This window comes from Streptomyces sp. CMB-StM0423, from assembly GCF_002847285.1.
Classification (GTDB): domain Bacteria; phylum Actinomycetota; class Actinomycetes; order Streptomycetales; family Streptomycetaceae; genus Streptomyces.
In genome coordinates, this window is record NZ_CP025407.1 from 6,909,362 (window position 1) to 6,933,643 (window position 24,282).

21 protein-coding genes and 1 pseudogene are annotated in these 24,282 nt (G+C 74.0%); 11 read left to right on the top strand and 11 right to left on the bottom strand.

Annotated features, from left to right (window positions below; genetic code table 11):
• Positions 1 to 32: 32 nt before the first annotated feature.
• The 3 genes from CXR04_RS30040 to CXR04_RS30050 form a co-directional block, all read right to left on the bottom strand.
• The gene (locus CXR04_RS30040; RefSeq protein WP_442802477.1) at positions 33 to 1,583 is read right to left on the bottom strand and encodes an ABC transporter substrate-binding protein; all 1,551 of its coding nucleotides are present in this window, start codon (positions 1,581 to 1,583) and stop codon (positions 33 to 35) included.
• A 301-nt stretch (positions 1,584 to 1,884) separates the two neighbouring features.
• Positions 1,885 to 2,574, bottom strand: coding sequence for a nucleotidyltransferase domain-containing protein (locus CXR04_RS30045; RefSeq protein ID WP_101425354.1), 690 nt, complete (start codon positions 2,572 to 2,574; stop codon positions 1,885 to 1,887).
• A gap of 68 nt (positions 2,575 to 2,642) precedes the next feature.
• Positions 2,643 to 3,566: an LLM class F420-dependent oxidoreductase gene (locus CXR04_RS30050; protein WP_101425355.1), complete on the bottom strand. Its 924-nt coding sequence runs from the start codon at positions 3,564 to 3,566 to the stop codon at positions 2,643 to 2,645.
• Positions 3,567 to 3,669: 103 nt separating this feature from the next.
• Here CXR04_RS30050 and CXR04_RS30055 point away from each other — a divergent pair, with 103 nt between their 5' ends.
• Positions 3,670 to 4,089 carry a hypothetical protein gene (locus tag CXR04_RS30055; protein ID WP_101425356.1) on the top strand — a complete coding sequence of 140 codons (420 nt, stop codon included), beginning with the start codon at positions 3,670 to 3,672 and terminating at the stop codon, positions 4,087 to 4,089.
• A gap of 53 nt (positions 4,090 to 4,142) precedes the next feature.
• Here the strand turns inward: CXR04_RS30055 and CXR04_RS30060 are convergent, their stop codons facing one another.
• Positions 4,143 to 5,330, bottom strand: a complete 1,188-nt coding sequence (locus tag CXR04_RS30060) for a thiolase family protein (RefSeq protein WP_101425357.1) — start codon at positions 5,328 to 5,330, stop codon at positions 4,143 to 4,145.
• A 168-nt stretch (positions 5,331 to 5,498) separates the two neighbouring features.
• Between CXR04_RS30060 and CXR04_RS30065 the strand changes: the two genes are divergently transcribed.
• Positions 5,499 to 7,241, top strand: coding sequence for a pyruvate dehydrogenase (locus CXR04_RS30065; RefSeq protein WP_101425358.1), 1,743 nt, complete (start codon positions 5,499 to 5,501; stop codon positions 7,239 to 7,241).
• A 69-nt stretch (positions 7,242 to 7,310) separates the two neighbouring features.
• Here CXR04_RS30065 and CXR04_RS30070 read toward each other — a convergent pair whose 3' ends face one another.
• Both CXR04_RS30070 and CXR04_RS30075 read right to left on the bottom strand, forming a co-directional pair.
• Positions 7,311 to 9,098 (bottom strand): sulfatase-like hydrolase/transferase, encoded by a 1,788-nt coding sequence (locus CXR04_RS30070; RefSeq protein WP_101425359.1) that lies wholly within the window; start codon positions 9,096 to 9,098, stop codon positions 7,311 to 7,313.
• Positions 9,099 to 9,484: 386 nt separating this feature from the next.
• Entirely contained in the window at positions 9,485 to 9,892 is a 408-nt protein-coding gene (locus CXR04_RS30075; protein WP_101425360.1) for a J-domain-containing protein, read from the bottom strand.
• Positions 9,893 to 10,084: 192 nt separating this feature from the next.
• Here CXR04_RS30075 and CXR04_RS30080 point away from each other — a divergent pair, with 192 nt between their 5' ends.
• The gene (locus tag CXR04_RS30080; protein ID WP_101425361.1) at positions 10,085 to 11,182 is read left to right on the top strand and encodes a DUF6777 domain-containing protein; all 1,098 of its coding nucleotides are present in this window, start codon (positions 10,085 to 10,087) and stop codon (positions 11,180 to 11,182) included.
• Here the strand turns inward: CXR04_RS30080 and CXR04_RS30085 are convergent.
• Complete coding sequence (locus CXR04_RS30085) at positions 11,171 to 12,646, bottom strand: cytochrome P450 (protein WP_101425362.1); 1,476 nt, start codon at positions 12,644 to 12,646, stop codon at positions 11,171 to 11,173. The two genes, CXR04_RS30080 and CXR04_RS30085, sit on opposite strands and share 12 nt — an antisense overlap.
• 76 nt (positions 12,647 to 12,722) lie before the next feature.
• On the opposite strand from CXR04_RS30085, the gene CXR04_RS30090 reads away from it, so the two are divergent.
• The 3 genes from CXR04_RS30090 to rox all read left to right on the top strand — a co-directional run bounded on the left by CXR04_RS30090 (position 12,723) and on the right by rox (position 16,143).
• On the top strand, positions 12,723 to 13,361 hold the full coding sequence (locus CXR04_RS30090; RefSeq protein ID WP_234380557.1) for a TetR/AcrR family transcriptional regulator: 639 nt from the start codon (positions 12,723 to 12,725) through the stop codon (positions 13,359 to 13,361).
• A 166-nt stretch (positions 13,362 to 13,527) separates the two neighbouring features.
• A complete protein-coding gene (locus CXR04_RS30095; RefSeq protein WP_101425363.1) occupies positions 13,528 to 14,517 on the top strand; it encodes an Acg family FMN-binding oxidoreductase in 990 nt (329 codons plus the stop codon).
• 171 nt (positions 14,518 to 14,688) lie between these two features.
• On the top strand, positions 14,689 to 16,143 hold the full coding sequence (gene rox, locus CXR04_RS30100; protein WP_101425364.1) for a rifampin monooxygenase: 1,455 nt from the start codon (positions 14,689 to 14,691) through the stop codon (positions 16,141 to 16,143).
• A 16-nt stretch (positions 16,144 to 16,159) separates the two neighbouring features.
• Here the strand turns inward: rox and CXR04_RS30105 are convergent, their stop codons facing one another.
• Positions 16,160 to 17,044 carry a helix-turn-helix domain-containing protein gene (locus CXR04_RS30105; RefSeq protein ID WP_101425365.1) on the bottom strand — a complete coding sequence of 295 codons (885 nt, stop codon included), beginning with the start codon at positions 17,042 to 17,044 and terminating at the stop codon, positions 16,160 to 16,162.
• Positions 17,045 to 17,211: 167 nt separating this feature from the next.
• Complete coding sequence (locus tag CXR04_RS30110; RefSeq protein ID WP_101425366.1) at positions 17,212 to 17,940, bottom strand: class I SAM-dependent methyltransferase; 729 nt, start codon at positions 17,938 to 17,940, stop codon at positions 17,212 to 17,214.
• A 150-nt stretch (positions 17,941 to 18,090) separates the two neighbouring features.
• Here CXR04_RS30110 and CXR04_RS36210 point away from each other — a divergent pair, with 150 nt between their 5' ends.
• Positions 18,091 to 18,984, top strand: coding sequence for an IclR family transcriptional regulator domain-containing protein (locus CXR04_RS36210; protein WP_159072405.1), 894 nt, complete (start codon positions 18,091 to 18,093; stop codon positions 18,982 to 18,984).
• On the opposite strand, the pseudogene CXR04_RS30120 reads toward CXR04_RS36210, so the two are convergent.
• Positions 18,875 to 20,056: pseudogene (locus CXR04_RS30120) on the bottom strand (MFS transporter); the annotation flags it as partial. The gene CXR04_RS36210 and the pseudogene CXR04_RS30120 sit on opposite strands and share 110 nt — an antisense overlap.
• Positions 20,053 to 20,727, bottom strand: a complete 675-nt coding sequence (locus CXR04_RS30125) for an ArsR/SmtB family transcription factor (RefSeq protein WP_234380559.1) — start codon at positions 20,725 to 20,727, stop codon at positions 20,053 to 20,055. The gene CXR04_RS30125 and the pseudogene CXR04_RS30120, both read right to left, overlap by 4 nt.
• Before the next feature lie 70 nt (positions 20,728 to 20,797).
• On the opposite strand from CXR04_RS30125, the gene CXR04_RS30130 reads away from it, so the two are divergent.
• The 4 genes from CXR04_RS30130 (at position 20,798) to CXR04_RS30145 (ending at position 24,210) form a co-directional block, all read left to right on the top strand.
• Positions 20,798 to 21,676, top strand: coding sequence for a hypothetical protein (locus tag CXR04_RS30130; RefSeq protein ID WP_101425368.1), 879 nt, complete (start codon positions 20,798 to 20,800; stop codon positions 21,674 to 21,676).
• A 141-nt stretch (positions 21,677 to 21,817) separates the two neighbouring features.
• Positions 21,818 to 22,387 (top strand): carboxymuconolactone decarboxylase family protein, encoded by a 570-nt coding sequence (locus CXR04_RS30135; protein ID WP_101425369.1) that lies wholly within the window; start codon positions 21,818 to 21,820, stop codon positions 22,385 to 22,387.
• Positions 22,384 to 23,253, top strand: a complete 870-nt coding sequence (locus tag CXR04_RS30140; RefSeq protein ID WP_101425370.1) for an RNA polymerase sigma-70 factor — start codon at positions 22,384 to 22,386, stop codon at positions 23,251 to 23,253. Before CXR04_RS30135 ends, CXR04_RS30140 begins: the two co-directional genes overlap by 4 nt.
• Positions 23,254 to 23,394: 141 nt before the next feature.
• Complete coding sequence (locus tag CXR04_RS30145; protein WP_101425371.1) at positions 23,395 to 24,210, top strand: SAM-dependent methyltransferase; 816 nt, start codon at positions 23,395 to 23,397, stop codon at positions 24,208 to 24,210.
• Positions 24,211 to 24,282: the final 72 nt, after the last annotated feature.

Genomic DNA, 24,282 nt, shown 5'->3' on the forward strand with positions numbered 1-24,282 from the left:
TCCTAGCCTTGACTGACCGTGACGGCCCCGCCCTACGCGGGCTTGGCCTTGAGGAGGTTGATGCCGGGGTAGGGCTGCGGCTGGATCCCGGTGATCTCGCCGTCGTCCCAGGCGGTGAGCAGCTCGGTGTGGACCACGGGGTAGACGACCGCGTTCTCCGCGATGACGTCCAGGTACTCCTGCGTCATCTGCTTCTTCTTCTCCTGGTCCGGCTCGCGCGTGGCCGCGTCCATGAGCCGGAACAACTGCTTGGCCTCGGACGCCCGGGCCCAGCGGGAGTAGTCCATCCAGACGTTCTCGGCGGTGTAGTTGTAGCGGAGGATCAGATCCGCGTCGATGCCGAGCTGGTTGGGGTTCGAGGCGGAGGCCACGACCTGGTAGTCCGCCTTCTGGTCCAGCTTGGTGAAGAGGGCGGAGGTCTCCTGCGGTTCGAGCGTGGTCTCCACGCCGATGGCGTCCCAGGACTCCTTGATGGTCGGGATGCAGTCCGCGATCCAGCTCACGGTCGACGCCATGAGCGTCACCTTCAGCCCGCTGACCCCCGCGTCCTCCAGCAGCGCCTTGGCCTTGTCCGGGTCGTAGCCGTAGACGGTCTTGGCCGCGCGGTACGTGGGGTTGCCCTCGTCGAGGAAGGAGCTGGCGGCCTTGCCGTAGCCCTTCAGGCCCGCCTCGATCATCTTGTCGGTGTCGATGGCGTAGTGCAGCGCCTGGCGCACGCGTACGTCGTCGAAGGGGGCCCGCTCGGTGTTGAAGAGCAGGAACATGTGGTTCATGCCGGCCCCGCCCTCGACGGTGAGGCCGTCCTGCTCCAACTGCTTTACGTTGGCGTACGGGATGTTGTCGGAGATCTGCGCGCCGGCGCTCTCGCCGGAGATCTTCGCGACCCGGGGGGCGGCGTCCACGATGGACAGCCAGTTCATCTTCTTGAAGTTCGCCTTGCGCGGGCCGTTGTAGTCCGCGTACGCCTCGAAGGAGGTGTTCGACAGCGGCTGGTTGGCCGTCATCCTGTACGGTCCCGAGCCGACGGCGACCTCGGGCAGGCCGGTGTCGAGGTCCTTCCAGGCGCCGGACTTGCCCAGGATGTGCTTGGGCAGGATCTTCGCCAGGGTGAGCCGGGACAGCCCGTCCGGGAAGGGGAAGGCGAGCACCAGGTCGACGGTGTTGTCCCCGGTCTTCCTGACCTCCTTCAGCCAGCCGGCGAAGAACCCGTGGGTGAGGGTCTGGGTCTTGGTGTCGAGTATCCGGTCGAACGTGAACACGACGTCGTCGGCGGTGACCGGCTTGCCGTCGTGCCACGTCGCGCCGTCGCGCAGGGTGAACGACCAGGTGTCGGCGCCGGTGTCGGCGGGCAGCTCGGTCGCCAGCGCGGGGAAGGGCTCGCGGGTGATGGGGTCGGTGTCCAGCAGCCCCTCGAAGATGTGGTGGTTGGCGGCCACGGAGAACGCGGACGCGGTCAGCGTGGGGTCCCAGCTCTGGTCGTTGCCGTATCCGATGACGGCGGTGACGGAGTCCCCGCCGCCGCCCCCGCCGGTGTCCGAGGTCGAGTCCGGACCTCCGGAGCAGGCGGCCAGCGCCGGCGCCATGACGCCGAAGGCGCTCAGCGCCCCGCCGTACTGCAGCACTCGCCGGCGGTCGACGCCCGGCTCTGGTGATACGTCGCTCACGGTGCCTCCAGGAGGGGAAAAACAGGAGATGGCGCCGCGCCTGTCCCTGTCCCGGGGAAAGGCGGGGTCGTGGGAGGTCCTACGTTCTACCTCTTGGCGGTGAACATAGAAGTTGGCCGGGAGGGAGGTCAAGAGGTCGGCGGCAAGCGTTATCGGGTGTCCATCCCGCCCGAGCCGCGCGCGCCGGGAGCGCCGGCCGCGGCGCTCAACAGGGCGGGGGTCATGGGGCGGAGAGGTTGCGGTGGCGGACGGAGGCGAGCCAGGACTCCACGCGGGGCCGGTCCGGGGACTCCGGGAGGGGGCTCACGGGCAGGGCCCCGTCGAGGCGGGTGGCCAGCTTCGCGGTCCACGCCGTCACTTCGTCCCAGGTCAGCTCGCCGCGCCGGACCGCGAGCAGCCGCTCGCGGTGCGGGCCGACCTCGACGCACAGCTCACCCGTACGCAGCAGCGCCTCCCCGCTCAGCAGCAGCCGCAGCAGGTGCACCACGTGCTTCCACCGCACCTCGCCGGTGCGCTCCCGGCGCGCGCGGGCCCGGGCAAGCTGGCGGTACGCGTAACGGCCGAACGTGCGGTGGACCTGCCGGGACAGGAACGCCGGGCTGATCTCGCGCAGTTCCGCGCCGAGCGGGGTGCACTGCTCGACCAGCGGGGAGTGGAGCACTTCGAGCAGGTTCGGATTCCCGTCGAGCGCGAGCGCGCAGCAGCGCTCCACCTCCCAGCTGAACTGCTCGGGCAGCGGCCCCTCCCAGTGCGGCGGCGGCTTCTCCAGCCGCCAGAACCACTCGGTCGGCGCGACGTACACCCCCCGCCGGTCGGTGTCGGACGCCGGCGTCGCCAGGCCGAAGGCGCGCGAACCCGCCACCACCGCAAGGATGGTGTGCTTCTCGACCAGCAGTCCGCCGCGCTCCACCCGGCCATCCTCGCCGGGCCCCGCCGCCGCCCGCCAGGGGTTTTACCGGCCGAGCCGCCGCCCGCGGGTCACGACACCTGCGCCAGCACCCCGGCCGCGATCAGCTCCAGGTGGTCCAGGTCCGACAGGTCGAGGATCTGGAGGTAGAAGCGCTGCGAGCCGGCCGCGCCGTAGCGGCCGATCTTCTCGACCACCTCCGCCGGGGTGCCGGCCAGGCCGTTCTCCTTCAGCTCCGGCACCTGCCTGCCGATGGCCTCCGCCCGCCGCGCCACCTCCGCGTCGTCCTTGCCGACGCAGGCGACGAGCGCGTTGGAGTACACCAGGTCGGACGGCGCCCGGCCGGCCGCCTCTGCCGCCTCGCGGACCCGGGTGAACTGCCGCTCGGTGTCCTCCGCCGAGCTGAACGGCACGTTGAACTCCGCCGCGTAGCGGGCGGCCAGCGCCGGGGTGCGCTTCGGGCCCATGCCGCCGATCAGCACGGGCAGCGGCGCCTGCACCGGCTTCGGCAGCGCGGGGGAGTCCTTCAGCTCGTAGTGCGCGCCGGTGTAGCTGAAGGTGTCGCCGGTCGGCGTCCCCCACAGCCCCGTCACGATCGCGAGCTGCTCCTCCAGCCGGGCGAACTTCTCCTTCGGGAACGGGATCCCGTACGCGGTGTGCTCGTCCTCGAACCACCCCGCCCCGATGCCCATCTCGACCCGCCCGCCGGACATCTGGTCCACCTGCGCCACCTGGATGGCCAGCGGTCCCGGCAGCCGGAACGTGGCCGCGGTCATCAGCGTGCCGAGCCGGATCCTGCGGGTCTCGCGGGCCAGGCCCGCCAGTGTCACCCAGGCGTCCGTCGGGCCGGGCAGGCCGCTGACGTCGCCCATCTTCAGATAGTGGTCGGAGCGGAAGAAGGCGTCGAAGCCGAGGTCTTCGGTGGCGCGGGCCACGGTCAGGAGGGTCTCGTACGAGGCGCCCTGCTGCGGTTCTGTGAAGATGCGGAGATCCATGGGAGCCATTGTGCGCCAGCCGTGCCCGGCGGCTTCCCGGGGCACGGCGGCGGTGCATAGAGTGCAGTCACCGCACTGCCCGGCTTGCCGCTAGGGGGTCAGGATGACGGTCGTCTACCGCGCGCCGGAGGGGGACGACGGACTGGAGTTCACGGTCCGGCTGACTCCCGAGGAGACCACGGCGCTGACCCGCGAGGCCCGGCTGCTGGCGGAGATCGTCGACAGTTGCCTGTGGGCCCTCGGCATGCTCCGTACGGGCGTCAACTCCCGAGACGCCGGCGGCCCCGCGCCCATCCCGGGCGACTGGTACGCCGCCCTGCGCGACCTGGAGCGCATCGCGCCCCGGATCGAGGGCACGCGCGACGCGGTGATCCGCGCGCTCGCCGAGTCGGGGGAGGGCACCGACCGGCTGGCGCACGCGATGCACACCGACGAGGAGGCGGCATTACGGCGCCGGGCGGCCGTGCTCGGCAACCCGCCGTCGGAGTGGGAGACCTGGGCGGCGAAGGGCGCGGCGGACTGACACCCGCGGCACCCCTTCATGCCGGGCCGTGAGGTGCGCCGCGCGCCCGGTCCTCAGGCCCGTTCCACCAGCACCGCCGAGCCCTGCCCCACCCCGACGCACATCGTCGCCAGCCCCCGCCGCGCGCCCGTACGCGCCATCCGGTGCAGCAGCGTCGTCAGGATCCGCGCCCCCGAGCAGCCCAGCGGGTGGCCCAGCGCGATGGCCCCGCCGTCCGGGTTGACCGTCTCGGGGTCCAGCCCCAGTTCGTCCAGGCACGCCAGCGACTGCGCCGCGAACGCCTCGTTCAGCTCGGCGGTCTCCACGTCCGTCACCGACCAGCCCAGCCGGTCCAGCGCCTTGCGTGTCGCCGGCACCGGGCCGATGCCCATGACGTCGGGGTGAACGCCGGCGGAGGCGCCGGCCGCGTACCTGCCGAGGGACTCCAGGCCCAGTTGCGCCAGCGCCTCCTCGCTGACCAGCAGCAGCGCCGCCGCCCCGTCGTTCATCGGCGAGGAGTTGCCCGCGGTCACGCTGCCGCCCGCGCGGAACACCGGCTTCAGCTTCGCCAGTTGCCCGGCCGAGGTGTCCTCGCGGATGCACTCGTCCGCCGTCACCGGGCCGGCGTCGGGCCGTACGACCGGCAGCAGCTCCGCGTCGAAGTGCCCCGCCGCCCGCGCCGCCGCGGCCCGCCGGTGGCTGCGCAGCGCGAACTCGTCCTGCCGCTCCCGCCCGACCCCGTACTTCCCGGCGACCTCCTCCGCGGTCTCGCCCATCGCGAGCAGCCCGTGCAGCTCGCGCATCCGCGGGTTGACCAGCCGCCAGCCCAGCCGGGTGTCGGCCGTCGCCATCGCCCGCGGCAGCGCCTCGTCCGGCCGGGGCAGCACGAACGGCGCGCGGCTCATCGACTCCGAGCCGCCGGCCAGTACCACGTCCGCCTCGCCGGAGGAGATGGCGCGGGCGGCGGTCGTGACGGCCTCCAGGCCGGAGGCGCAGAGCCGGTTGAGGGTGGCGCCGGGGACGGATTCGGGCAGGCCGGCCAGGAGGGCGGCCATCCGGGCGACGTTGCGGTTGTCCTCGCCGGCCTGGTTGGCGGCGCCCCAGTAGACGTCGTCGATACGGGCCGGGTCGAGCGCGGGAACGCCGTCGAGGAGCCCGCGGATCACCCCCGCGGCGAGGTCGTCGGGGCGTACGGCGGACAGCGAGCCGCGCAGCTTCCCGATCGGCGTGCGGCGGGCGGCGGCGAAGTGGACGGTGCGCACGGCGGGCCTCCCCATTGAAACTAGCGGCGCTAGTTTCGGACTATAGCCCGCCCGCCGGGCCCGCGGCCAGGATGCCCCGGGAAGCACCATCCGCCCACTTCCACGGTGATCGCTTACGATCGAACACGTTGTCCCGGACGCCCGCGAAGCCCATGCGAGGAGAGCGCGATGAGCAGTGCCAAGGTTGCCGACCAGCTCGTGGAGGTCCTGCTCCAGTACGGTGTGAAGCGCATCTACGGCGTCGTCGGCGACAGCCTCAACCCGCTCGTCGACGCGATCCGCCGCGGCGACGGCGCCATCGAGTGGGTGCATGTGCAGAACGAGGAGGCCGGCGCCTTCGCCGCCGCCGCCGAGGCGCAGGTCACCGGGCGGCTCGCCGCCTGCGCCGGCTCCTGCGGACCCGGCAACACCCACCTCATCCAGGGCCTGTTCGACGCCCAGCGCAGCGGCGCCCCCGTCCTCGCCATCGCCTCGCACATCCCGTCCACCCAGATCGGCAGCGGCTACTTCCAGGAGACCCACCCGGAGAAGCTCTTCGACCAGGCGTCCGGCTACTGCCAGTTGATCTCCCAGCCCGAGCAGATGCCCCGCATCGCCCGGATCGCCGCCCAGCACGCCGTCGGCGCCAACGAGGTCGCGGTGCTCGTCCTGCCCGGCGACATCGCCGACAAGCAGGCCGCCAACCCCACGGGGCACACCGTCCCCTGCGCCCGCCCGGCCGCCATCGTCCCCGACCCGCAGACCGTGCGCGAGCTGGCCGACGCCCTCAACGGCGCCGACCGGGTCGCGCTCTTCGCCGGCGCGGGCGTCCGCGGCGCGCACGCGCAGGTGATGCGGCTCGCCGAGACCGTCAAGGCGCCCGTCGGCCACACGCTGCGCGGCAAGGAGTGGATCCAGTACGACAATCCGTACGACGTCGGCATGATCGGCCTCCTCGGCTACGGCGCCTGCTACGACGCGCTCCAGGAGGCCGACCTCGTCGTGATGCTCGGCACCGACTTCCCGTACGACGCCTTCCTGCCCCAAGGCAAGACCGTCCAGATCGACATCGACGCCACCCGCCTCGGCCGCCGCACGCCGCTGGAGGTCGCCGTGCACGGCGACGTCGCCTCCACCCTGGAGGCGGTGCAGCCGCTGCTGCGCGAGAAGCGCGAGCGGCGCTTCCTCGACGCCACGCTGCGCAAACACGAGCGGTCGCTGACCAAGGTCGTCGAGGCGTACACCTCGAACGTCGACAAGCACGTCCCGATCCACCCCGAGTACGCCGCCCGGCTGCTGGACACGCTCGCCGCGGACGACGCCGTGTTCACCGTCGACACCGGCATGAACAACGTCTGGGCCGCCCGCTACCTCACGCCCAACGGCCGCCGCCGCGTCATCGGTTCCTTCACCCACGGCTCCATGGCCAACGCCCTGCCGCACGCCATCGGCGCCGCCAGCGCCGACCGCGACCGCCAGGTCATCTCGCTCTCCGGCGACGGCGGCCTCGGCATGCTCCTCGGCGAGCTGATCACCGTCAAGCAGCAGGACCTGCCCGTCAAGACCGTCGTGTTCAACAACTCCTCGCTCGGCATGGTCAAGCTGGAGATGCTGGTCGACGGCCTGCCCGCGTACGGCACCGACCACAGCAGGGTCGACTTCTCCGCCATCGCCCGCGGTGTCGGCATCCCCGCCTGGCGGGTGGAGAAGCCGGGCGAGATCGAGGGCGCGCTGCGGGAGGCGCTGGCGGCGAAGGGCCCCGCGCTGGTCGAGCTGATCACCGACTCCAACGCGCTGTCGATCCCCTCGCGGATCACGCTGGAGCAGGTGCGCGGCTTCGCGCTGGCCGCCGGGCGCACGGTGCTGGAGGGCGGCGTCGGCACGATGCTCGACCTGGCCCGCTCCAACCTCCGCAACATCCCCCGCCCCTGACCGCGCGGCCTTCGTGCCGTACGCGCCGGGCGCCCGCCCGGTCAGCCCGGTCCGTACGGCACGGGCCCCTCAGGTCAGCCAGGGCAGGTCGCCGAAGTAGCCGCCCTTCGCCGGCGGGGTGAGCAGCGCCTGCCGCGTGCGGTACGTCAGCGGTGCGCCCGCGCATCGCGCGACGGCCCGCGCGCTCAGCTCCCAGCGGCCCGCGGGGGCGCCCTCCGGCGGCGTCACCCGCCAGCGGGTGACCACCTCGGCGCCCGGCGCGAGCCGGCCGCGGGGCCTGCGGGTCGCGGCGCGCACCTTCCACCCCTCGGGGACCTGCAACTGCACCCGCGGCTCGGTCCACAGGGTGTCGGACCCGTTGTGCAGGGTGGCGGTGACCGTCAGCACCCGGCCCGGCTCGGCGTAGGGCGGGGCGCCGATGCGTACGCCGAAGGGCTCGCGGTCGTACGTGTCGCGCCACTCCCGCCGCATGACGTGCACCAGCCGGGCGGCGATGTCCGGCCGGTCCGCGACCCGGTCGACGGACTCGGCGGGGTCGTCCGCCAGGTTGTACAGCTCCACCTGCCAGCGGTCGTCCGCCGCCCTGCGGTCCTTGCCCGGCGCGAAGCGCACCGCCTTCCAGTCACCGGCGCGCACCGCCTCGGAGATCCGGCCGATCCGGTCGTGGTCGGCGGCGCGGGCCAGCGGCGTGGAGGCCCGCTCGTTCCGGTACCAGTACAGGAACTCGTGCCGGGGCGCGGGCCCGGTGCCGGTGAGCAGCGGGGCGAGGGACAGCCCGTCGACGTCCCGGGGCGCGGGGGCGCCGCCCAGCTCGGCGAGGGTGGGCAGCAGGTCTATGTGGGGCGTCGGCCGGTTCACGACGCCGCGCCGGATGCGGTACGGGGACCAGGCGATGAGCGGCACCCGGATGCCGCCCTCGTACAGGTTCCGCTTGTAGCCGCGCAGCCCGCGCTCGCGCTGGAAGAGCGCCGGCGTCACGCCGCCCTCCTCGTGCCGGCCGTTGTCGCTGGTGACGATCACCACGGTGTCCTCGGCGATGCGCCGCGCGTACAGCTCCTCGATCACCTGGCCGACCATCCGGTCGAAGTTCGCGACCTGCGCGGCGTGCCCCTTGTCCTCCGGCTTCCAGTCCGTGTCGCTGTACTCGCCGGTGTCCGGGACGGTGCTCGGGGCGTGCGGCACGTTGGGGGAGAGGTAGAGGAAGAACGGCTCCTCGGCGTGGTTGCGGATGAACTGCAGGGCGCGCCTGGAGAACTGCTCGGGCGCGTACGTGCCGCGCCCGCCGTCCCCGTTGCCCGCGAGCGGGACACGGCGGCTGTTGTGCCAGAGGTACTGCGGGAAGTAGTAGTGCGCGTGCCGGTGCGTCAGATAACCGTAGAACTCCTCGAAGCCCCGGTAGTTGGGGTGGCTGTGCTGGTCCGGCTCCTCGGGGCCGAAGCCCCACTTGCCGATGCACGCCGTGCGGTAGCCGCGGGCCCGCAGCAGCTCGGCGACGGTGGTGTCGGCGTCGCCGATGGAGGGCTGGATGCCGCGCATCGGGTTCTCCCGGACCCGGGCCCGGCCGCTGTGCAGTCCGGTCAGCAGCGAGGCGCGCGACGGCGCGCAGACCGGCGCGGAGGCGTACGCCGCGGTGAACCGCAGCCCGTCTTCCGCGAGCCGGTCCAGGTGGGGCGTGCGGATGAGCTCCTGGCCGTACGAGCCCAGCTCGCCGTAGCCGAGGTCGTCGGCGACGATCAGCACGATGTTGGGGCGGTCGCCGCGCGGGCTGCCCGGCGCGGCGGCGAGCGAGGCGGGGGTCAGCGCCGCGATGCCGACGCCCGCGGCCGAGGCGGCGAGGAACTGCCGTCGGGTGGTCAACCGGCTCCCCCTCTCGGACGACTGGTGCCGATGAGCAGCGCCGTCCGGAGGCGGTGGCGGGGCGGGCGCGCAGTGTCCCGGGCCGCGTCACCCGCCGGGGGTGAACAGGTCCGGCTATCGGGTCCGCCGTGGCGGAATCCGGGCCGGAAGCGGTGTGCGGCGCCCGTATCCGGGTATGGCCGGGCGTCCGACTTGCCGCGCCGTCTGGTCGGGACGGCGGAATGGCCGCGCAGGGGTGACCTACGGATCAGTTCCCCCCGGACTGCGTCTACCCCGTGCGCTTGCGTACGGCTTGACGTTTCGAGGGGGACCCTACCACCAACGATCGACGCCTCCGCGCGCGTTGGTGGCTCGCGGAGGCCGTGCCTCCGGTCGCTCCGTACCCGCTACTTGCGTCCCTCGTGTCCCTCACGCCACTCCCGTACCAGCGTGTCGGCGTCCAGCGGGGCGAGCTTCAGCGGCGGGCCGACGGCGGGCGCGCGGTGCGCCGCGCGGATCTTCTCGTTGACCTTCGCGACGATCTCGCGCACCTCCTTCTCGCTCCGCGCCCTGGTCACGGCGGCGAGCGCGGCCTCGGCCTCCTTGCGGACGGCGAGGGAGGGCGGCAGCGCGGACAACTGCTCGCGCGCCATCTTCGCCTTGACCCACCACAGCTCGTCGTACGGCCGGTCGAGATCCTTGAGCGGCTTGCCCTTGCCCGGGAGGTCGTCGAACTCGCCGCGCTCGGCCGCCTCCCGGATCTGCCGGTCGATCCAGGACTCGAAGCTCACACCCGGCGGCTTGCGTTCGGTCATGTGCGGTGCTCCCCTCCGCTCGCAGCGGTCGCCGATCGGCCGTTCTCCCACCTCAACGGTAGCGGCGGCGCCCGGGACCGCGGCGCGCGGGCCGCGTCGCGCCGATGGCGGCTCTCAGCTTGCGCACACCTTGGTAACAATTCAGACAATGGCCTCGGAAGGTGTCCATCCGGCCCCGAGAGGGAGACCCACGTGCCCCGTCTGCGTTCCGCGCGCCGTGCACCGCTGCCGCCGCGCCGTGCCCCGCGCCGCGCGCGCCCCACGCCGCGGCTGTCGCGGCTGCCGCGCTCCGCGCACGTCGCCGGCGCCGCGGCCGCCGTCCTCGCCCTGTCGGTCGCCGCCGCGTCCTGCGCCGTGCCCGGGCAGGGCGGCAGCGCCGCCGCCGCCGACCCGGCGGCGGAGCTGGTGCTGCAGCCCGTCGCCGACCGCGGGCACGACCCGTTCACCCCGAGCACCGCGACGCCCGACGGCGCCGCGCCGTCGCCCTCCCGCACCGCCGCGCCGCCCGACAGCCCCCCGCCGGCGGAGCCGAGCAGGCACCAGTCGGTGTCGGGCGGGAAGGCCGGGCTGTACGGCGGCGTACGGAACGTCGCGAGCTGCGACGTCGACAAGCAGATCGCCTTCCTCGGCCGCGATGCCGACAAGCAGGCGGCGTTCGCCCGCACCCTGCGGGTCGACGAGGGGGACCTGCCGGGCTTCCTGCGCGAGCTCACCTCGGTGCTGCTGCGCGCCGACACCCGCCTGACCGGCCACGGCTTCGCGGACGGCGAGGCGAGCCCGTTCCAGTCGGTGCTGCAGGCAGGCACCGCGGTGATGGTCGACGACAAGGGCGTGCCGCGGGTGCGGTGCGCGAGCGGCAGCCCGCTGACGGCGCCGGAGAAGCTGAGCGGCAACGACCGCTACGGCGGCACGGGCTGGCGCGGCTTCCGGCCGTCGCGGACCGTCGTGGTCACGCCGGCGCAGCGGGCGCTGTCCCGGCTCGTCATCGTGGACGTCAACACCGACCTGTGGTTCGAGCGGCCCGTCGGCGCGCGGCCCGGCGAGGACCGGAAGCTGCCGCAGCCGCCGCGGGACCACTTCAACCCGCCGGCGCCCAGCCGTACCCACAGCCCCAGCGCCGAGCCCACGGGCAGCCCCGGGCCGACCACCGAGGGCCCGTCCGAGGGGCCCGGCACCGAGTCGGGGGAGCCGAGCACCGCCCCGCCGCTGCCGGGCGGCATCGACGAGGAAGAGGACCACGAGCGCGTCTCCGCCGGCGAGTCGGCGGGGGCGGCCGCCTCAGCCGGGTGACCCCGCCGGCTCCGCCGCGGGACCCGGCGCCGTCCGGGGCGCGGCGGGCCGGCGCCGCACCGGCGCCAGCGTGAACCCGCGCGGCATCAGCGTCAGCCGCTCGGCTATGTCCAGCCGGTAGCCGGGGTCGCCGCGCAGCTCGTACCTGCGCAGCAGCAGCCCCAGCACGAGCGTCGCCTCGTGCAGCGCGAACTGCCGCCCGATGCACGCCCGTTCGCCGGTGCCGAAGGGCTTGAAGACGTGCCCGGGCCGGGACCGTACCCGCTCCGGCAGGAAGCGGTCCGGGTCGAAGCGGCCGGCGTCCGGGCCCCAGACCGCCGGGTCGCGGTGCAGGGCCGGGATCAGCACCAGGGCCCACGCGCCTGCCCGCATCGGGTGGACGCCGCCCAGCAGCGTGTCCGTACGCGCGGCGCGGGTGAACGCGGGCGCCGTGGGCCACATCCGCAGCGACTCGTCCAGCACCCGGCGCACGTAGCGCAGCTTGCTCACCTGCCGGTACGACGGCTCCCCGGCAGGACCCCACACCCGGTCCACCTCGGCGCGGGCGCGGGCCATCACCTCGGGGTGGCGGGAGAGGTAGTACAGCGCGAAGGAGAGCGCGCCCGAGGTCGTCTCGTGTCCGGCGACCAGGAACGTGAGGATCTGGTGGCGGATGTTCTCCGGCGACAGCCGCTCCCCGGTGCGCGGATGGCGGGTGTTGAGCATCAGCCCCAGCAGGTCCTGCGCGCCCGGGTCCGCGCGCGCGGTGCGCTCCCGAACGACCCGGTCGACGACGGAGGTGAGATACGCCGCGTCGGTGCTGCCGCGGCGGCCGGGACCGCGGTTCTTCACCGGGCTGAACGGCCGCGGCACGTCGCTGCCCTGGGCGTGGCGCAGGGAGCGGACCATGGCGGCGACGAAGGGGTGCTGCTCGGTGCGCTCGAAGGAGCCGAAGTCGTAGCCGAAGCCGGTGTGGGCGATGGTCTCCAGGGTCAGCTTGGTCATGTCGGCGGAGACGTCGGCCGCGGTGCCCGCGGCGGTGTGCGCGTCCCAGGCGGCGGTCAGCCGGGAGGCCATCGCGAGCATGACCGGGTGGTAGCGCTCCATCGCCCCGCGGGTGAAGGCGGGCGCGAGGATGTCGTGGCCGAGCTGCCAGTTGGGCTCGTGGCTGTGCGCGGTGAACAGGCCGTCGCCGGCCACCTCGCGCAGGTGGTGGACGGCGAGCACGACGCGCTTGGTGAACCGCGACTCGTCCGCCAGCTCGGCGACCAGGTCCGCGCCGGAGACCACCACGATCTCCAGCCCGAAGATCTTGCGTCGGAAGATCGGCCCCAGCTCCCGGGCCATCCGCAGCGAGTCCTGTACGGGCCTGCCGGGGTCGACGCCGAAGACGTCGCCCACCACCGGCAGCCGGTGGCGGGGGTGGGGGATGCGGCTCAGCTCCGGCCAGGGTCCGGGACGGGTGCGTAAGAACGGCGTCGCCATCGTGCCCTCCCTTATTGAACTCGATTCAGTAAGCAGCGTGCGGCAGTGCTGAACCGGTGTCAAGTAAGGTGGCGCGATGGCTCGTTCCGGCGCTCGGGGTATGCAGACGGGGCGCCCGCGCACCCGCATGGGCACCGAGGAGCGGCGCCGGCAGTTGCTGCGGATCGGCGCCGAGCTCTTCGCCGAGCGGCCCTTCGACGACGTGTGGATCGAGGAGGTCGCCGAGCGCGCCGGCGTCTCGCGGGGGCTGCTGTACCACTACTTCCCGGCCAAGCGGCAGTTCTACGCGGCCGTCATCCGGCACGAGGGCGAGCGCCTGCTGCGCATGACCGAGCCGGACCCGGACACCCCCGTCGGCCGGCAGGTGCAGCAGGGGCTGGAGGCGTACCTGCGCTACGCCGAGGAGCACGCGCGCGGCCTGCGCGCCTTCCACCGCGCCTCGGCCACCGGGGACCAGGAGATCCACGAGATCCACGAGCAGCTCCTCGCCGAGCAGGAGCGCCGGATCGTCATGGTGCTCGACGCCCAGGCCGCCGCCGGGCTGATCGACGGGCCCGCGCCCGCGGCGCTGCGGCTGGCGGTGCACGGCTGGCTGGCGTTCGTCACGGCGGCGGTCCTGGACTGGCTGGAGCGGGGGGAGCCGTCGCGGGCGGAGGTACGGGAGGTGTGCACCCGGGCGCTGCTCGGGGCGCTGGCGGGGGCGCGGGGGGACTGAGGCGCCGTGGCCCTCCGGGCCGCCCGCGGTGCGGTGGCCGCGGACTCCGGGCCGCGGACCCGGCCCGCGCGGGTCCCGGAGCTGCCCCGGAGGCCACCGGGCGGTCCCCGCGGGCCCGCCGGCGCTCGACTCGTGAGCTGCGGGCCGCGGCCCTACGCTGGTGAGCATGGCCGCGCGAGCACTGGACGCCACCGGGGCCGCGGAACTCGTACACGCCGCGACCGCCGCGCCCTCCATGCACAACGCACAGCCGTGGCACTTCCGCTGCCACCTCGGCCAGCGCATCGTCGAGATACGCGCCGACCTGGAGCGCGCCATGCCCGCCGCCGACCCCGAGCGGCGCTCCCTCCACGTCGGCTGCGGCGCCGCGCTGTGCAACCTGCGGGCCGCCGCGGCCGCCGCCGGCTGGCGGACCAGGACCGACCTGCTCCCGGCCGCGCACGAGCCGCTGCTGCTCGCCTCCGTCCGGCTCACCGGCGCGGAGCCCGGCGAGGAGACCGACGCGGCGCTCGCCGGGCTGGCGGAGCAGATCCCCCGCCGGCACTCCAGCCGCTGGCCGTTCGCGGAGAGGCCCGTACCGCCCGCCGATGTGACGGACCTCGTCGAGGCGGCGCGTACCGAGGGCGCGACGCTGGTCTTCCCCGACGCCTGGCACGCGGCGTCCCTGCTGGAGCTGGTGCAGGACGCCGAGCTACGCGACGCCGAGACGCCCGACCGCGCCGAGGAGCTGGCCCGCTGGACGCACCCGTGGCCGGACACCGCCGACGAGGGTGTCCCCGGCTACGCCTACGGCCCCCGGCGCCGCAGCGGCGCCGCCCCGATGCGCGACTTCGGCGGCCGCACCGAGCCGCCCGGCCGGACCAGCGCCCCCTTCGAGTCCGCGCCGAACCTCGCCCTGCTCGGCACCGCGCACGACAGCCCGGCCGAGTGGCTGCGCGCGGGCCAGGCGCTGGAGCGCGTGCTGCTGACCGCCACCCGCGCCGGGCTCGTGGTCTCGCTGACGAGCGAGGCGCTGGAGTGGTCCGACCTGCGCGTGCTCGTCCGCGACCCGCTGACCGACGTCGGCCAGGTCCAGATGGTGCTGCGCATCGGCTACGGGCCCCGCGGCCCGACGACCCCGCGCCGGCCGCTGGCCGAGGTCATGGAGATCCTCTGAGCACGGGCCGCGGCCCGGTACGCACGCGAAGGCCCCGGAAACGACGAACGGCAAGGAGCACCGCGCTCCTTGCCACTCTCAACGTATAGCGCACCCCGGGGCTTGCGGCAAGACCCACCGTTTGTTGCAGAATCTCCCGCCGAAGCCAGGACCTGCGGAAACGGGAGATTCATGAGCGACGTGATCATCGCCGGCGGCGGCCCGACCGGGCTGATGCTGGCGGCCGAACTGCGGCTGCACGGCGTGCGCGTGGTCGTGCTGGAGAAGGAGCCGGAGCCGACGAAGGTGGTACGGGCGCTCGGGCTGCACGCGCGCAGCATCGAGGTGATGGACCAGCGCGGCCTGCTGGAGAAGTTCCTCGCCCTCGGCAAGCGGTACCCGCTGGGCGGGTTCTTCGCGGGCATCACCAAGCCGGTGCCCGAGCACCTGGGCACGGCCCACGGCTACGTCCTCGGCATCCCGCAGCCGGAGATCGAGCGGCTGCTGTACGAGCACGCCCGCGCGCTCGGCGCCGAGATCCGCCGCGGCAGCACGCTGACCGGGCTGAGCCAGGACGCGCACGGCGTGACCGCGCAGACGGCCGCGGGCGAGCTGACCGCCCGCTGGCTCGTCGGCTGCGACGGCGGCCAGAGCACCGTCCGCAAGCTCCTCGGCGTCGGCTTCCCCGGCGAGCCCGCCCGCATCGAGACGCTGATCGCCGACGTCCGGCTGACCGCGCCGCGCGCGGAGGTCATGGCGGCGGTGGCCGAAGTCCGCAGGACCCAGCTCCGGTTCGGCATCGCGCCGTTCCCCGACGGTACGTACCGCGTCATCGTGCCCGCCGCGGGACTGGCCGCCGACCGCGGCGTCCCGCCCGCCTTCGACGAGCTCCGCGCCCGGCTGCTGGCCGTCGCGGGTTCCGACTTCGGTGCGTACGAGGCGACTTGGCTCTCCCGCTTCGGCGACGCCACCCGGCAGGCCGAGAGCTACCGCACCGGCCGCGTCCTCCTCGCCGGCGACGCGGCGCACGTGCACCCGCCGGTGGGCGGGCAGGGGCTCAACCTCGGCGTCCAGGACGCGTTCAACCTCGGCTGGAAGCTGGCCGCCGAGGTCGCCGGCCGGGCGCCCGCGGGGCTGCTCGACACGTACCACGCCGAACGCCACCCCGTGGCCGCCGACGTGCTGGACAACACCCGCGCGCAGACGCTGCTGATGTCCACCGAGCCGGGACCGCGGTCCGTACGCCGGCTGCTCGCCGAGCTGATGGACATCGAGGAGGTCAACCTCCGGGTCGTCGAGAAGATCATGGCGACCGCCGTCCGCTACGACCTCGGCGACGGCCACGCCCTGCTCGGGCGCCGGCTGCGCGACCTGCGGCTCAAGCGGAACGGCCGGCTCTACGAGCTGACGCGGGCCGGCCGCGGACTCCTGCTCGACCAGACCGGCCGGCTCTCGGCGGCGGGCTGGGCGGACCGCGTCGACCACGTCCCCGACACCGTCGAGGCGGGTGACGCACGGGACGCGAGCGACGGCCTGGACGCGCCCGCCGTGCTGCTGCGCCCCGACGGGCACGTCGCCTGGGCCGGCGAGGACCAGGACGATCTTCTCGGCCACCTGCCGCGGTGGTTCGGCGCGCCGGCCGCCTGACCCCCGGGCGCCGGCGTCAGTACTCGGCGAGCAACTGCTCCAGCATCTCCTGGCTCGCCTCCTGCTTCTCCGCCGCTGCGCACAGCCCGTCCATCGTGAGCAGGTAGCGCTCGACGTCGTTGCGCTTGTCGAGGTAGAGGGCGCTGGTCAGTTGCTCGATGTACGCCACGTCCGGCAGGTCCGGCTCCGCGAAGCGGAGGATCGTCAGCGGGCTGACCACGGCGGCGAAGCGGCCGGTGGCGAGGCGGGCGACCTGGACCGTGATGTTCGACAGCTCCAGGATCCCCAGCAGGTGCTTGATCTGCGCGCGCATCACCGTGCGCCCGCCGAGCGGGCGGCGCAGCGCCGCCTCGTCGAGGACCACCCAGTAGCGCGCCGGCTGGTCGGCGTGGCCCAGGATCTGCTGCCTGCGCAGCCGCAGGTCGACGTGGCGCTCTATGGCGGCCTCGTCCGCGTTCGGGTACGCGACCTGCGCGAACGCCCGTGCGTAGTCGGCGGTCTGGAGCAGTCCCGGGATCCGCTGGGCCTGGTAGGAGCGGATCAGCGAGGCGGCCTCTTCGAGGCCGAGGAACGTCTCCATCCAGGCGGGCGTCACGTCGCTGTACAGGTGCCACCAGCCGGTGGTGTTGGCGCCGCGGGCCAGCGCGAGGTAGTGCTCGCGCTCGGCCTCGTCCTCCACCCCGTACAGCGTCAGCAGGGCGGCGATGTCGTGCTCCTTGCAGCCGCCCCGGCCCAGCTCCAGCCGGCTCAGCTTGGGCTGCGAGGCGCCGATGGTGCGGGCGGCGGCCTGGAAGGTGATGCCGCGCTGCTCGCGCAGCCGCCGCAGGTTGTTGCCGAGGATGATGCGTCGGACGGTGGGGCCGCCTCGGGACGGGGCCGGCAGCGAGTTCGTCTCCGACATGCTTGGCGCGTGCATCGGGCTCCCAAGGATGATCAGGTCGCGCCCTTCAGTCTCGCATCGAAGGAGTCAACGTGTACAGGGAAAGCGATTGTTAAAGTTGAATATGCCTCTGGTACGCGGCCGTTACGCTCTTCGGCCGGCCGGGCCGTACGAGCTGTCCTGGCCGCTCAGGGGCGCCGCGCGAACACCGCGCGGGCGCGCGGACTGCCGTCCGGCCGCCGCCCCAGCTCCTCCAGCGCGGCCGTCGCCACGGTGAACCCGGTGCGCTCCAGGTCCGCCAGCACCTCGGGCAGGCGGAATGTGCGGTAATACATGACGAACCGCGGGCGCCACAGCGCGTTCCGGACCCGCATCGCGGTGTCGAACCCCCACAGCACCCAGTATCCCCGGGACCCGACCGGCTGCGGCGCGGGGACGGGGAAGGCGAAGTACCCGCCGGGGCGCAGCGATCGGAAGACCTGCGAGAAGAGCGCCGGGCGCTCCCGGGGCAGGAAGTGGCCGAAGGCGCCGAAGCTCACGGCGAGATCGAAGGCGGGCGCGAAGGGCAGCGCCAGGGTGTCCGCACGTACCCAGCGCATCGAGGGCGGGTCCGCGGCGTCCGCGTACGCGCGCCGCGCCCCGGCGAGCATCCCGGCGCTGAAGTCGACGCCGACGACCCGCTCCCTGCACACCCGCCGCAGCATCCCGGCGCCCGCGCCCGTGCCGGTGCACACGTCGAGGCCGTACGCGAACGGCCCCAGCGGCTCGGCGGCGGCGGCGAACGCGTCCAGCACGCGGTCGGGGGTGCGGAACGGGGAGCTGTCGAACTTCGGCGCCAGCAGGTCGTAGCCGCGTTCCGTGGAGGACATCGCCTGCACGGTCAGCTCGAGAAGGGTCGGGCCCTCGGGACTGAACATCGTCGATCAGCGTAGCGGCGCCGCGCGCCCGCGGGCGCCGTGCGGGTCCCGGCTGCCGGGCCGTTGACATGCGCGGACGGCCGGTCCCAGACGCGGAGCCGGCAGAGATGAACGCTCGTGCGCAGGACGAACACCCGGGAGCGGGGTGGTATGGCGGAGATCCTGACCCTGCGGGACGCGGTGGCCGAGCTGGTGCACGACGGGGACACGGTGGCGATGGAGGGCTTCACGCACCTGATTCCGTTCGCGGCGGCGCACGAGGTCATCCGCCGGGGCGCGACCGACCTGACGCTGGTACGGATGACCCCGGACCTCGTCTACGACCAGCTCATCGGCGCCGGGCTCGTGCGGAAGCTCGTCTTCTCCTGGGGCGGCAACCCCGGCGTCGGCTCGCTGCACCGCTTCCGCGACGCGGTCGAGAACGGCTGGCCCCGGCCGCTGGAGATCGCCCACCTCCCGCAGCCGGAGATCGACGCCCGCCTCGCCCGCGCCCGCCTCGACCCGCTGACCCCGCGCACGGTCACCTCGGCGGACACGCTGCGCGCGGAGCTGACCCGGGTGCGCAGACAGGGCTACGCGATCGTGGACCAGGAGCTGGAGGAGGGCCTGCGCTCGGTCGCGGCCCCGGTCCGGGACCGCGACGGCACGGTGGTCGCGGCGGTCGACATCCCCGTACCGGCGAGCCGCAACTCGGTCGAGTCGGTCCGCCGCGACCTGCTGCCGCCTTCTGGGGGCGGTGGCGAGAATCGAGGCGGACCTGAGGGTGACGCGCACGCGGCCGTGAAGGGGGCCGGCCGGTGGCGGCAACCGCCGCACGAGGGACACCACTTCCCCCGGAGCGCTACGCCGACACCGCCCCCGCCGCCTCGCCCGGCCCGCCCTCCGCGCCGGGCAGCCGCCGCGTGCGCGGCACCGGCGAGGGCAGCAGCCACAGCACCGCAAGCGCCGCCCCGACCGTCGCCACCCACAGCGTCGGCCGCAGCCCGAGCGCAGCGCCCAGCGCCCCGCCCGCGAGCGCACCGAGCGGCCGGACGCCGAAGTTGACGGTCTGGAAGGCGCCGAGGACACGGGAGCGCAGGTCGTCGGGGATGGCGGCCGCGAAGTAGGCGTTGGCCGAGATGTCGAGGATCATCACGCCGAACGCGGAGGCGAACTCCGCGGCCAGCAGCATCCCGGCGACCACCGGCGTCGGCCCGTCGGCCAGCGGTATCAGCGTGAGCGGCACGCTGAAGCCGGCGAACCCCGCGGTCATCGCGGGCCCCACCCCGTACCGCGCCACGACCCTGGTCGCGAGGACCGCCCCGACCAGGCCGCCGACGCCGCCGGCCCCGAGCACGAGGCCGAGGAGCCCGGGGCCGAGGCCCAGTTCCCCGGTCGCGTAGAGCACGAACAGCGCCTGGAAGATGAAGTTGAAGAAGTTGAGCGTCGCCGTCGCGGCGGCACAGGCGCGCACGGCGGGAGTCCGCAGGATCCACCGGATACCGGCGGTGGCCCGGCTCTTCTCCCGTGCGGCGGGCGGGGGTTCGGCGGGGGAGATGCGGCCGAGGAAGAGCGCCGAGACGAGGTAGCTGAGCGCGTCGAGCAGCAGCGCGAACGGCGCGGTGGCCACCTGCACGAGACCGCCGCCGACCCCGGGTCCGGCCGTGAACGCCAGCGCCCGGCTGCCGTTGAGCAGCGAGCTGCCCTGGACGTAGCGCTCGACGGGCAGCAGGGCGACGTACACGGTGCCGGCGCAGACGTTGAACAGCGCGCCGAGCGTGCCGACGGCGAAGGCCGCCGCGTACAGATGGGTGAGCGTCAGCGCGTCGAGGGCGTACGCGACGGGGACGGAGGCGACGGCCAGCATCCGGCCGAGGTCGGCCGCGATCATCACCTTGCGACGGCTGCGCCGCCGGTCGGCCCAGGCCCCGGCGGGGATGGAGAAGAGCAGCGCGGGCAGCAGCGCGGCGGCGGTGAGGAGACCCATGTCGGCGGCGCCGGCGCCGAGGAGCAGCACGGCGGCGAGGGGGAGGGCGATGCGGTGGACCTCGTCGCCGAGGAGGGAGACGCTCTGGGCGGCCCAGTAGCTGCGGAAGGGGCGGTCGCGGAGCAGCTCGGGCAGGGCGGGGCGTATCACGACGGGGGCTGTGGAGGGTCGGGGCGGGCCTCCGGGGCGGTCGGGGGCGGTGCGGCTGCCGTATCCGCCGAGCCCGCCGTGTCCACCGGGTCCGCCGCGTCCGGCCCGTCCGGTGGGTCGACGAAGGCCAGGCGCAGCAGGCTCACCAGCCTCGCGCCCTCCGGGCGCCGCGCCGGGTCCTCGAAGCGGTCGTCGTAGCGGGACAGCAGGCGGGTCATCTCCTCCGTCAGCCCGGTCAGCTCCTCGGGCGTGAGGTACAGGCTCCAGTCCCCGGAGTACTCCGCCGCCTGCCACGCGCGCGGCAGCCGGTGGCGGGCGGCGAGTGCGGCGCCCAGCTTCCGCACGTACGCGTCGACCTGCGCCATCGTCAGGTCCCCGACGGCCTCGGTCGCGGCGGGGTCGTCGTACGCGGCCTCCCAGTGCGTCGTACGCGCCGTGGCCCGCCACGGCTTCTCCCGCCCCCGCCCGCCGCCGCTCTGCTCGACGAGCCCGTACTTGGCGAGCATCCGCAGGTGGTACGAGCACCCGGCGACGGATTCCCCGGTCAGCTCCGCGGCCCGGGTGGCGGTGAGCGGACCGTGCCGGCGGAGCAGGCCGACCAGCTCCATCCGGGTGGGGTGGGCGTAGGCGCGCAGGGCGCGGGCGTCGGTGAGGTCGATGCGGTCCGGCATGCATCTAAAGATACCTTTAGAAAGGTTTCTTTAGAAGCTTGGCGGGCCAACCGGGAGGAGAATGGGACCGATGGATCTGGCGAGCGTGGCGGACGAGCTGTACGGGCTGCCGCCGGGCGAGTTCGTCGCCGCCCGCGGCCGGCACGTCGCCGCGGCGCGTACGGCCAAGGACCCGGCGCTCGCCAAGCAGATCGCCGCCCTGCGCAAGCCGACGCTCGCCGCCTGGGCCGGCAACCTGCTGGTCCGCTCCGCGCCCGAACAGGTCGACGCGCTGCAGCGGCTCGGCGAGGGCTTGCGTGCGGCGCAGGACCGGCTCGCGGGTGACCAACTGCGTGAGCTGACCCGGCAGCGCAACGCGCTCGTCGCCGAACTCGCCCGCGAGGCCCGCCGGCTCGCCGCCGAGGCCGGCCAGCCGGTCGGCGACGCCGTCCAGCACGAGGTCGAGACGACGCTCCACGCCGTCCTCGCCGACCCGGACGCGGCGAGCGAGTGGGCCGCGGGCCACCTCGCCAAGCCCCTCACCACCCGCCCCGGCTTCCCCGGCACCGCAACGGCCGCGACCACCGCGACCACCGCCCGCCGCCCGGCCCGCAAGCGCCACCTCAAGCTCGTCGCGGACCCCGCGAAGGCGCGCGCCGAGGAGCTCACCCGGGCCCGTAAGGAGGCGAAGTCCGCCGAGCGCGAGGCCCGTGACCAGGACAAGGCCCTGCGCCGCGACGAATCCCAGCGGGACAAGGCGGAATCCCGCCTCGACGAGGCCACCGCCCGCGTCGCCGACCTGACCGGGCAACTGCGCACCGCCGAGGAGGCCGAGACCCGGGCCCGCGAAGCCCTCACCCACGCCCGCCGCACCCTGACCGCCACCACCCGGGCCACCCGCGAATCCCGCAGAGCGGCCGAGAAGGCGGCGGCGAAGGTCGCGAATCTGGAATCCGCATCGGACACATGAGACGCCTTGTCCGGCAACGCCCCCGCCGGCCTCGCACCGTACGCGCAGCCGGCTCTCCCGAAGTGCCCGCCTCACAAGTGTCACGCCCGGGGGGTGGGCGGTGTCTGGATGGGGACCGGATCGTTTGAGCGAGGAGAGATCGTGGCGTTGCGTGTTCCCAGGGCCGAGCTTCCCGGCGAGATGCGGGAGGCGATGGTGAAGCAATTCGGCGAGTTGCCCGAGCCGGTGGAGGTGCTGTTCAACCACCCCGACGTGGCCGTCGACAATCTGGAGTTCGCCGCGAAGGCGGCCTCGTGGCGCGCCGTCGACGCGAGCCTGAAGTCGTTCGCCCACATGGCGGTCGCCGCCCTCGTCGGGTGCAGTTGGTGCCTCGACGCCGGCTACTTCCAGGCGCGGAACGAGGACCTGGACCTGGCCAAGGCCGGCCAGGTGCCGCGGTGGCGGGACTCGGACGTGTTCTCGCCGCTGGAGCGCGAGGTGATGGCGTACGCGGAGGCGATGTCGGTGACGCCGACCGCCGTCACCGACGCGCAGGCCGCGAGCCTGCTGGCGCAGCTCGGCTCCGCGGGGCTCGTGGAGCTGACCGCGTTCGTCGGGTTCGTCAATCTGTCGACACGGGCGAACACCGCGCACGGCGTCACCTCACAGGGCTTCTCCGAGGCGTGCGAGATCCCCCTGGCCGGCCGCACGGAAGCCGCCGGCCGGGCATGACCACGGCGCCCGACGACCCGTTCGTCACCCACCGCAGCCTGCTGTTCACCGTCGCCTACGAGATCCTCGGCTCCGCCGCGGACGCGGAGGACGTCCTTCAGGAGTCCTGGCTGCGGTGGGCCGCCGCCGACCGGTCGGCGGTACGGGACGCGCGGGCGTACCTCGTACGGACCGTCACCCGGCAGTCCCTCAACCGGCTGCGGACACTGGCGCGGCGGCGCGAGGACTACGTCGGCGAGTGGCTGCCGGAGCCGCTGCTGACCACGCACGACGTGGCCGAGGACATCGTGCTCGCGGAGAGCGTGTCGATCGCGATGCTCACCGTGCTGGAGACGCTCGGGCCCACCGAGCGGGCGGTGTTCGTGCTGCGCGAGGTCTTCGACATGCCGTACGGCGAGATCGCCGACGCCGTCGGCAAGCCGGCGGCCACCGTGCGGCAGATCGCCCGGCGGGCCCGCGGGCACGTGGCGGCCCGCCGGCCGCGGGTGCAGGTCAGCCCGTCCGAGCAGCAGGAGGTGGTGGAGCGGTTCCTGGCCGCGCTGCACACCGGCGAACTGCAGGAGCTGCTGGCGGTCATGGCGCCCGACGTGGTCCTGGTCGCCGACGGCGGCGGGATCGTGGCCGCCGCGCTGACTCCGATCCAGGGGGCCGGCACGGTGGCGAAGCTCCTCGCGACCGCAAACCGGGCGGCGCTGGCGACGGCCGCCGTCTGGTTCAACGGCGCCCCCGCGGGCCGGGTCGAGTTCGACGGGGAGCCGGCGGCGGTGAGCCTGGAGCTGGCCGACGGGAAGATCACCCGCATCTACGTCGTACGCAATCCACACAAGCTCACCCGTATCGACCACCCCGCCCGCCTCACCAGGTGACGCACGGACGCCGCGCGGTGCGGCGGACGGCCGGGTCTGCGCCGAATCCGGCTTCCTGGCGCGACTGCCGGACGGGGACCCGCTCCCGCGGCAGACTGGTGCGGGTCGAGCCCGTATTCGAACGTACAAGGAGCGCCGATCATGTCCGAGCAGCACTTACCCGACGGAACCCGGTCACTGGACCAGCAGCGGCCGCACTCGGCGCGCGTCTGGGACTACTGGCTGGGCGGCAAGAGCAACTACGAGGTCGACCGTGAAGTCGGCGACCAGATGGCGGAGGTCGTGACCGATGTCGTGGAGGCCGCGCGGGCCGATCGCGGCTTCCTGATGCGGTCGGTGCGCCACTTCGCCGCCGATGCCGGGATCCGCCAGTTCCTCGACCTCGGCGCAGGGCTGCCCACCAACCACAACACCCACGAGGTCGCGCAGGACCTGGCGCCCGAGTCCCGCGTCGTCTACGTCGACAACGACCCGCTCGTGCTGCGGTACGCCGAAGCGCTGCTCACCAGCGGTCCTGAGGGCGCCACCAACTACGTCGACGCCGACGTGCGCGACGTGGCGGCGATCCTCGAACAGGCGGCGAAGACGCTGGACTTCAGCCGGCCCGTCGCCGTGATGATGCTGGGGATCGTGCAGTTCATCGTCGACGACGCGGAGGCGCGCGAGGTCGTGCGCCGGTTCGTCGACGCCGTTCCCTCCGGCAGCTATCTGGCGCTCGCCCACCCCGTCAAGGGCGTGAGCAGTGAGGTGGACGGCGTTCTGCAGATGTGGAACGAGGCGAGCGTGGACCCGCAGACGCTCCGCACCCACGCCGACGTCGGCGGCTACTTCGACGGCCTGGAGATCCTCGAACCGGGCGTCGTCCCCTGCGCCCAGTGGCGCCCCGACGACGCGGCCGTGGGCCAGAACCGCGCGGTGGCACCCTGGCGGGTCTGCGCGGTGGGCCGAAAGCCCTGACGCCGGCCGCCCGGGGCCGCGGCGGCTGAGCCGTACGCGCGCGGGGTGCGCAAGTCCGATCCACTCTGCCGT

Excerpts from the sequence above, each read along its gene's own strand:
- CXR04_RS30040 (WP_442802477.1), bottom strand. The coding sequence starts at position 1,583 with ATGGCGCCGGCGCTGGCCGCCTGCTCCGGAGGTCCGGACTCGACCTCG.
- CXR04_RS30050 (WP_101425355.1), bottom strand. The coding sequence starts at position 3,566 with ATGGATCTCCGCATCTTCACAGAACCGCAGCAGGGCGCCTCGTACGAG.
- CXR04_RS30055 (WP_101425356.1), top strand. The coding sequence starts at position 3,670 with ATGACGGTCGTCTACCGCGCGCCGGAGGGGGACGACGGACTGGAGTTC.
- CXR04_RS30065 (WP_101425358.1), top strand. The coding sequence starts at position 5,499 with ATGAGCAGTGCCAAGGTTGCCGACCAGCTCGTGGAGGTCCTGCTCCAG.
- CXR04_RS30075 (WP_101425360.1), bottom strand. The coding sequence starts at position 9,892 with ATGACCGAACGCAAGCCGCCGGGTGTGAGCTTCGAGTCCTGGATCGAC.
- CXR04_RS30085 (WP_101425362.1), bottom strand. The coding sequence starts at position 12,646 with ATGGCGACGCCGTTCTTACGCACCCGTCCCGGACCCTGGCCGGAGCTG.
- CXR04_RS30090 (WP_234380557.1), top strand. The coding sequence starts at position 12,723 with ATGGCTCGTTCCGGCGCTCGGGGTATGCAGACGGGGCGCCCGCGCACC.
- CXR04_RS30095 (WP_101425363.1), top strand. The coding sequence starts at position 13,528 with ATGGCCGCGCGAGCACTGGACGCCACCGGGGCCGCGGAACTCGTACAC.
- rox (WP_101425364.1), top strand. The coding sequence starts at position 14,689 with ATGAGCGACGTGATCATCGCCGGCGGCGGCCCGACCGGGCTGATGCTG.
- CXR04_RS30105 (WP_101425365.1), bottom strand. The coding sequence starts at position 17,044 with ATGTCGGAGACGAACTCGCTGCCGGCCCCGTCCCGAGGCGGCCCCACC.
- CXR04_RS30110 (WP_101425366.1), bottom strand. The coding sequence starts at position 17,940 with ATGTTCAGTCCCGAGGGCCCGACCCTTCTCGAGCTGACCGTGCAGGCG.
- CXR04_RS36210 (WP_159072405.1), top strand. The coding sequence starts at position 18,091 with ATGGCGGAGATCCTGACCCTGCGGGACGCGGTGGCCGAGCTGGTGCAC.
- CXR04_RS30125 (WP_234380559.1), bottom strand. The coding sequence starts at position 20,727 with ATGCCGGACCGCATCGACCTCACCGACGCCCGCGCCCTGCGCGCCTAC.
- CXR04_RS30130 (WP_101425368.1), top strand. The coding sequence starts at position 20,798 with ATGGATCTGGCGAGCGTGGCGGACGAGCTGTACGGGCTGCCGCCGGGC.
- CXR04_RS30140 (WP_101425370.1), top strand. The coding sequence starts at position 22,384 with ATGACCACGGCGCCCGACGACCCGTTCGTCACCCACCGCAGCCTGCTG.
- CXR04_RS30145 (WP_101425371.1), top strand. The coding sequence starts at position 23,395 with ATGTCCGAGCAGCACTTACCCGACGGAACCCGGTCACTGGACCAGCAG.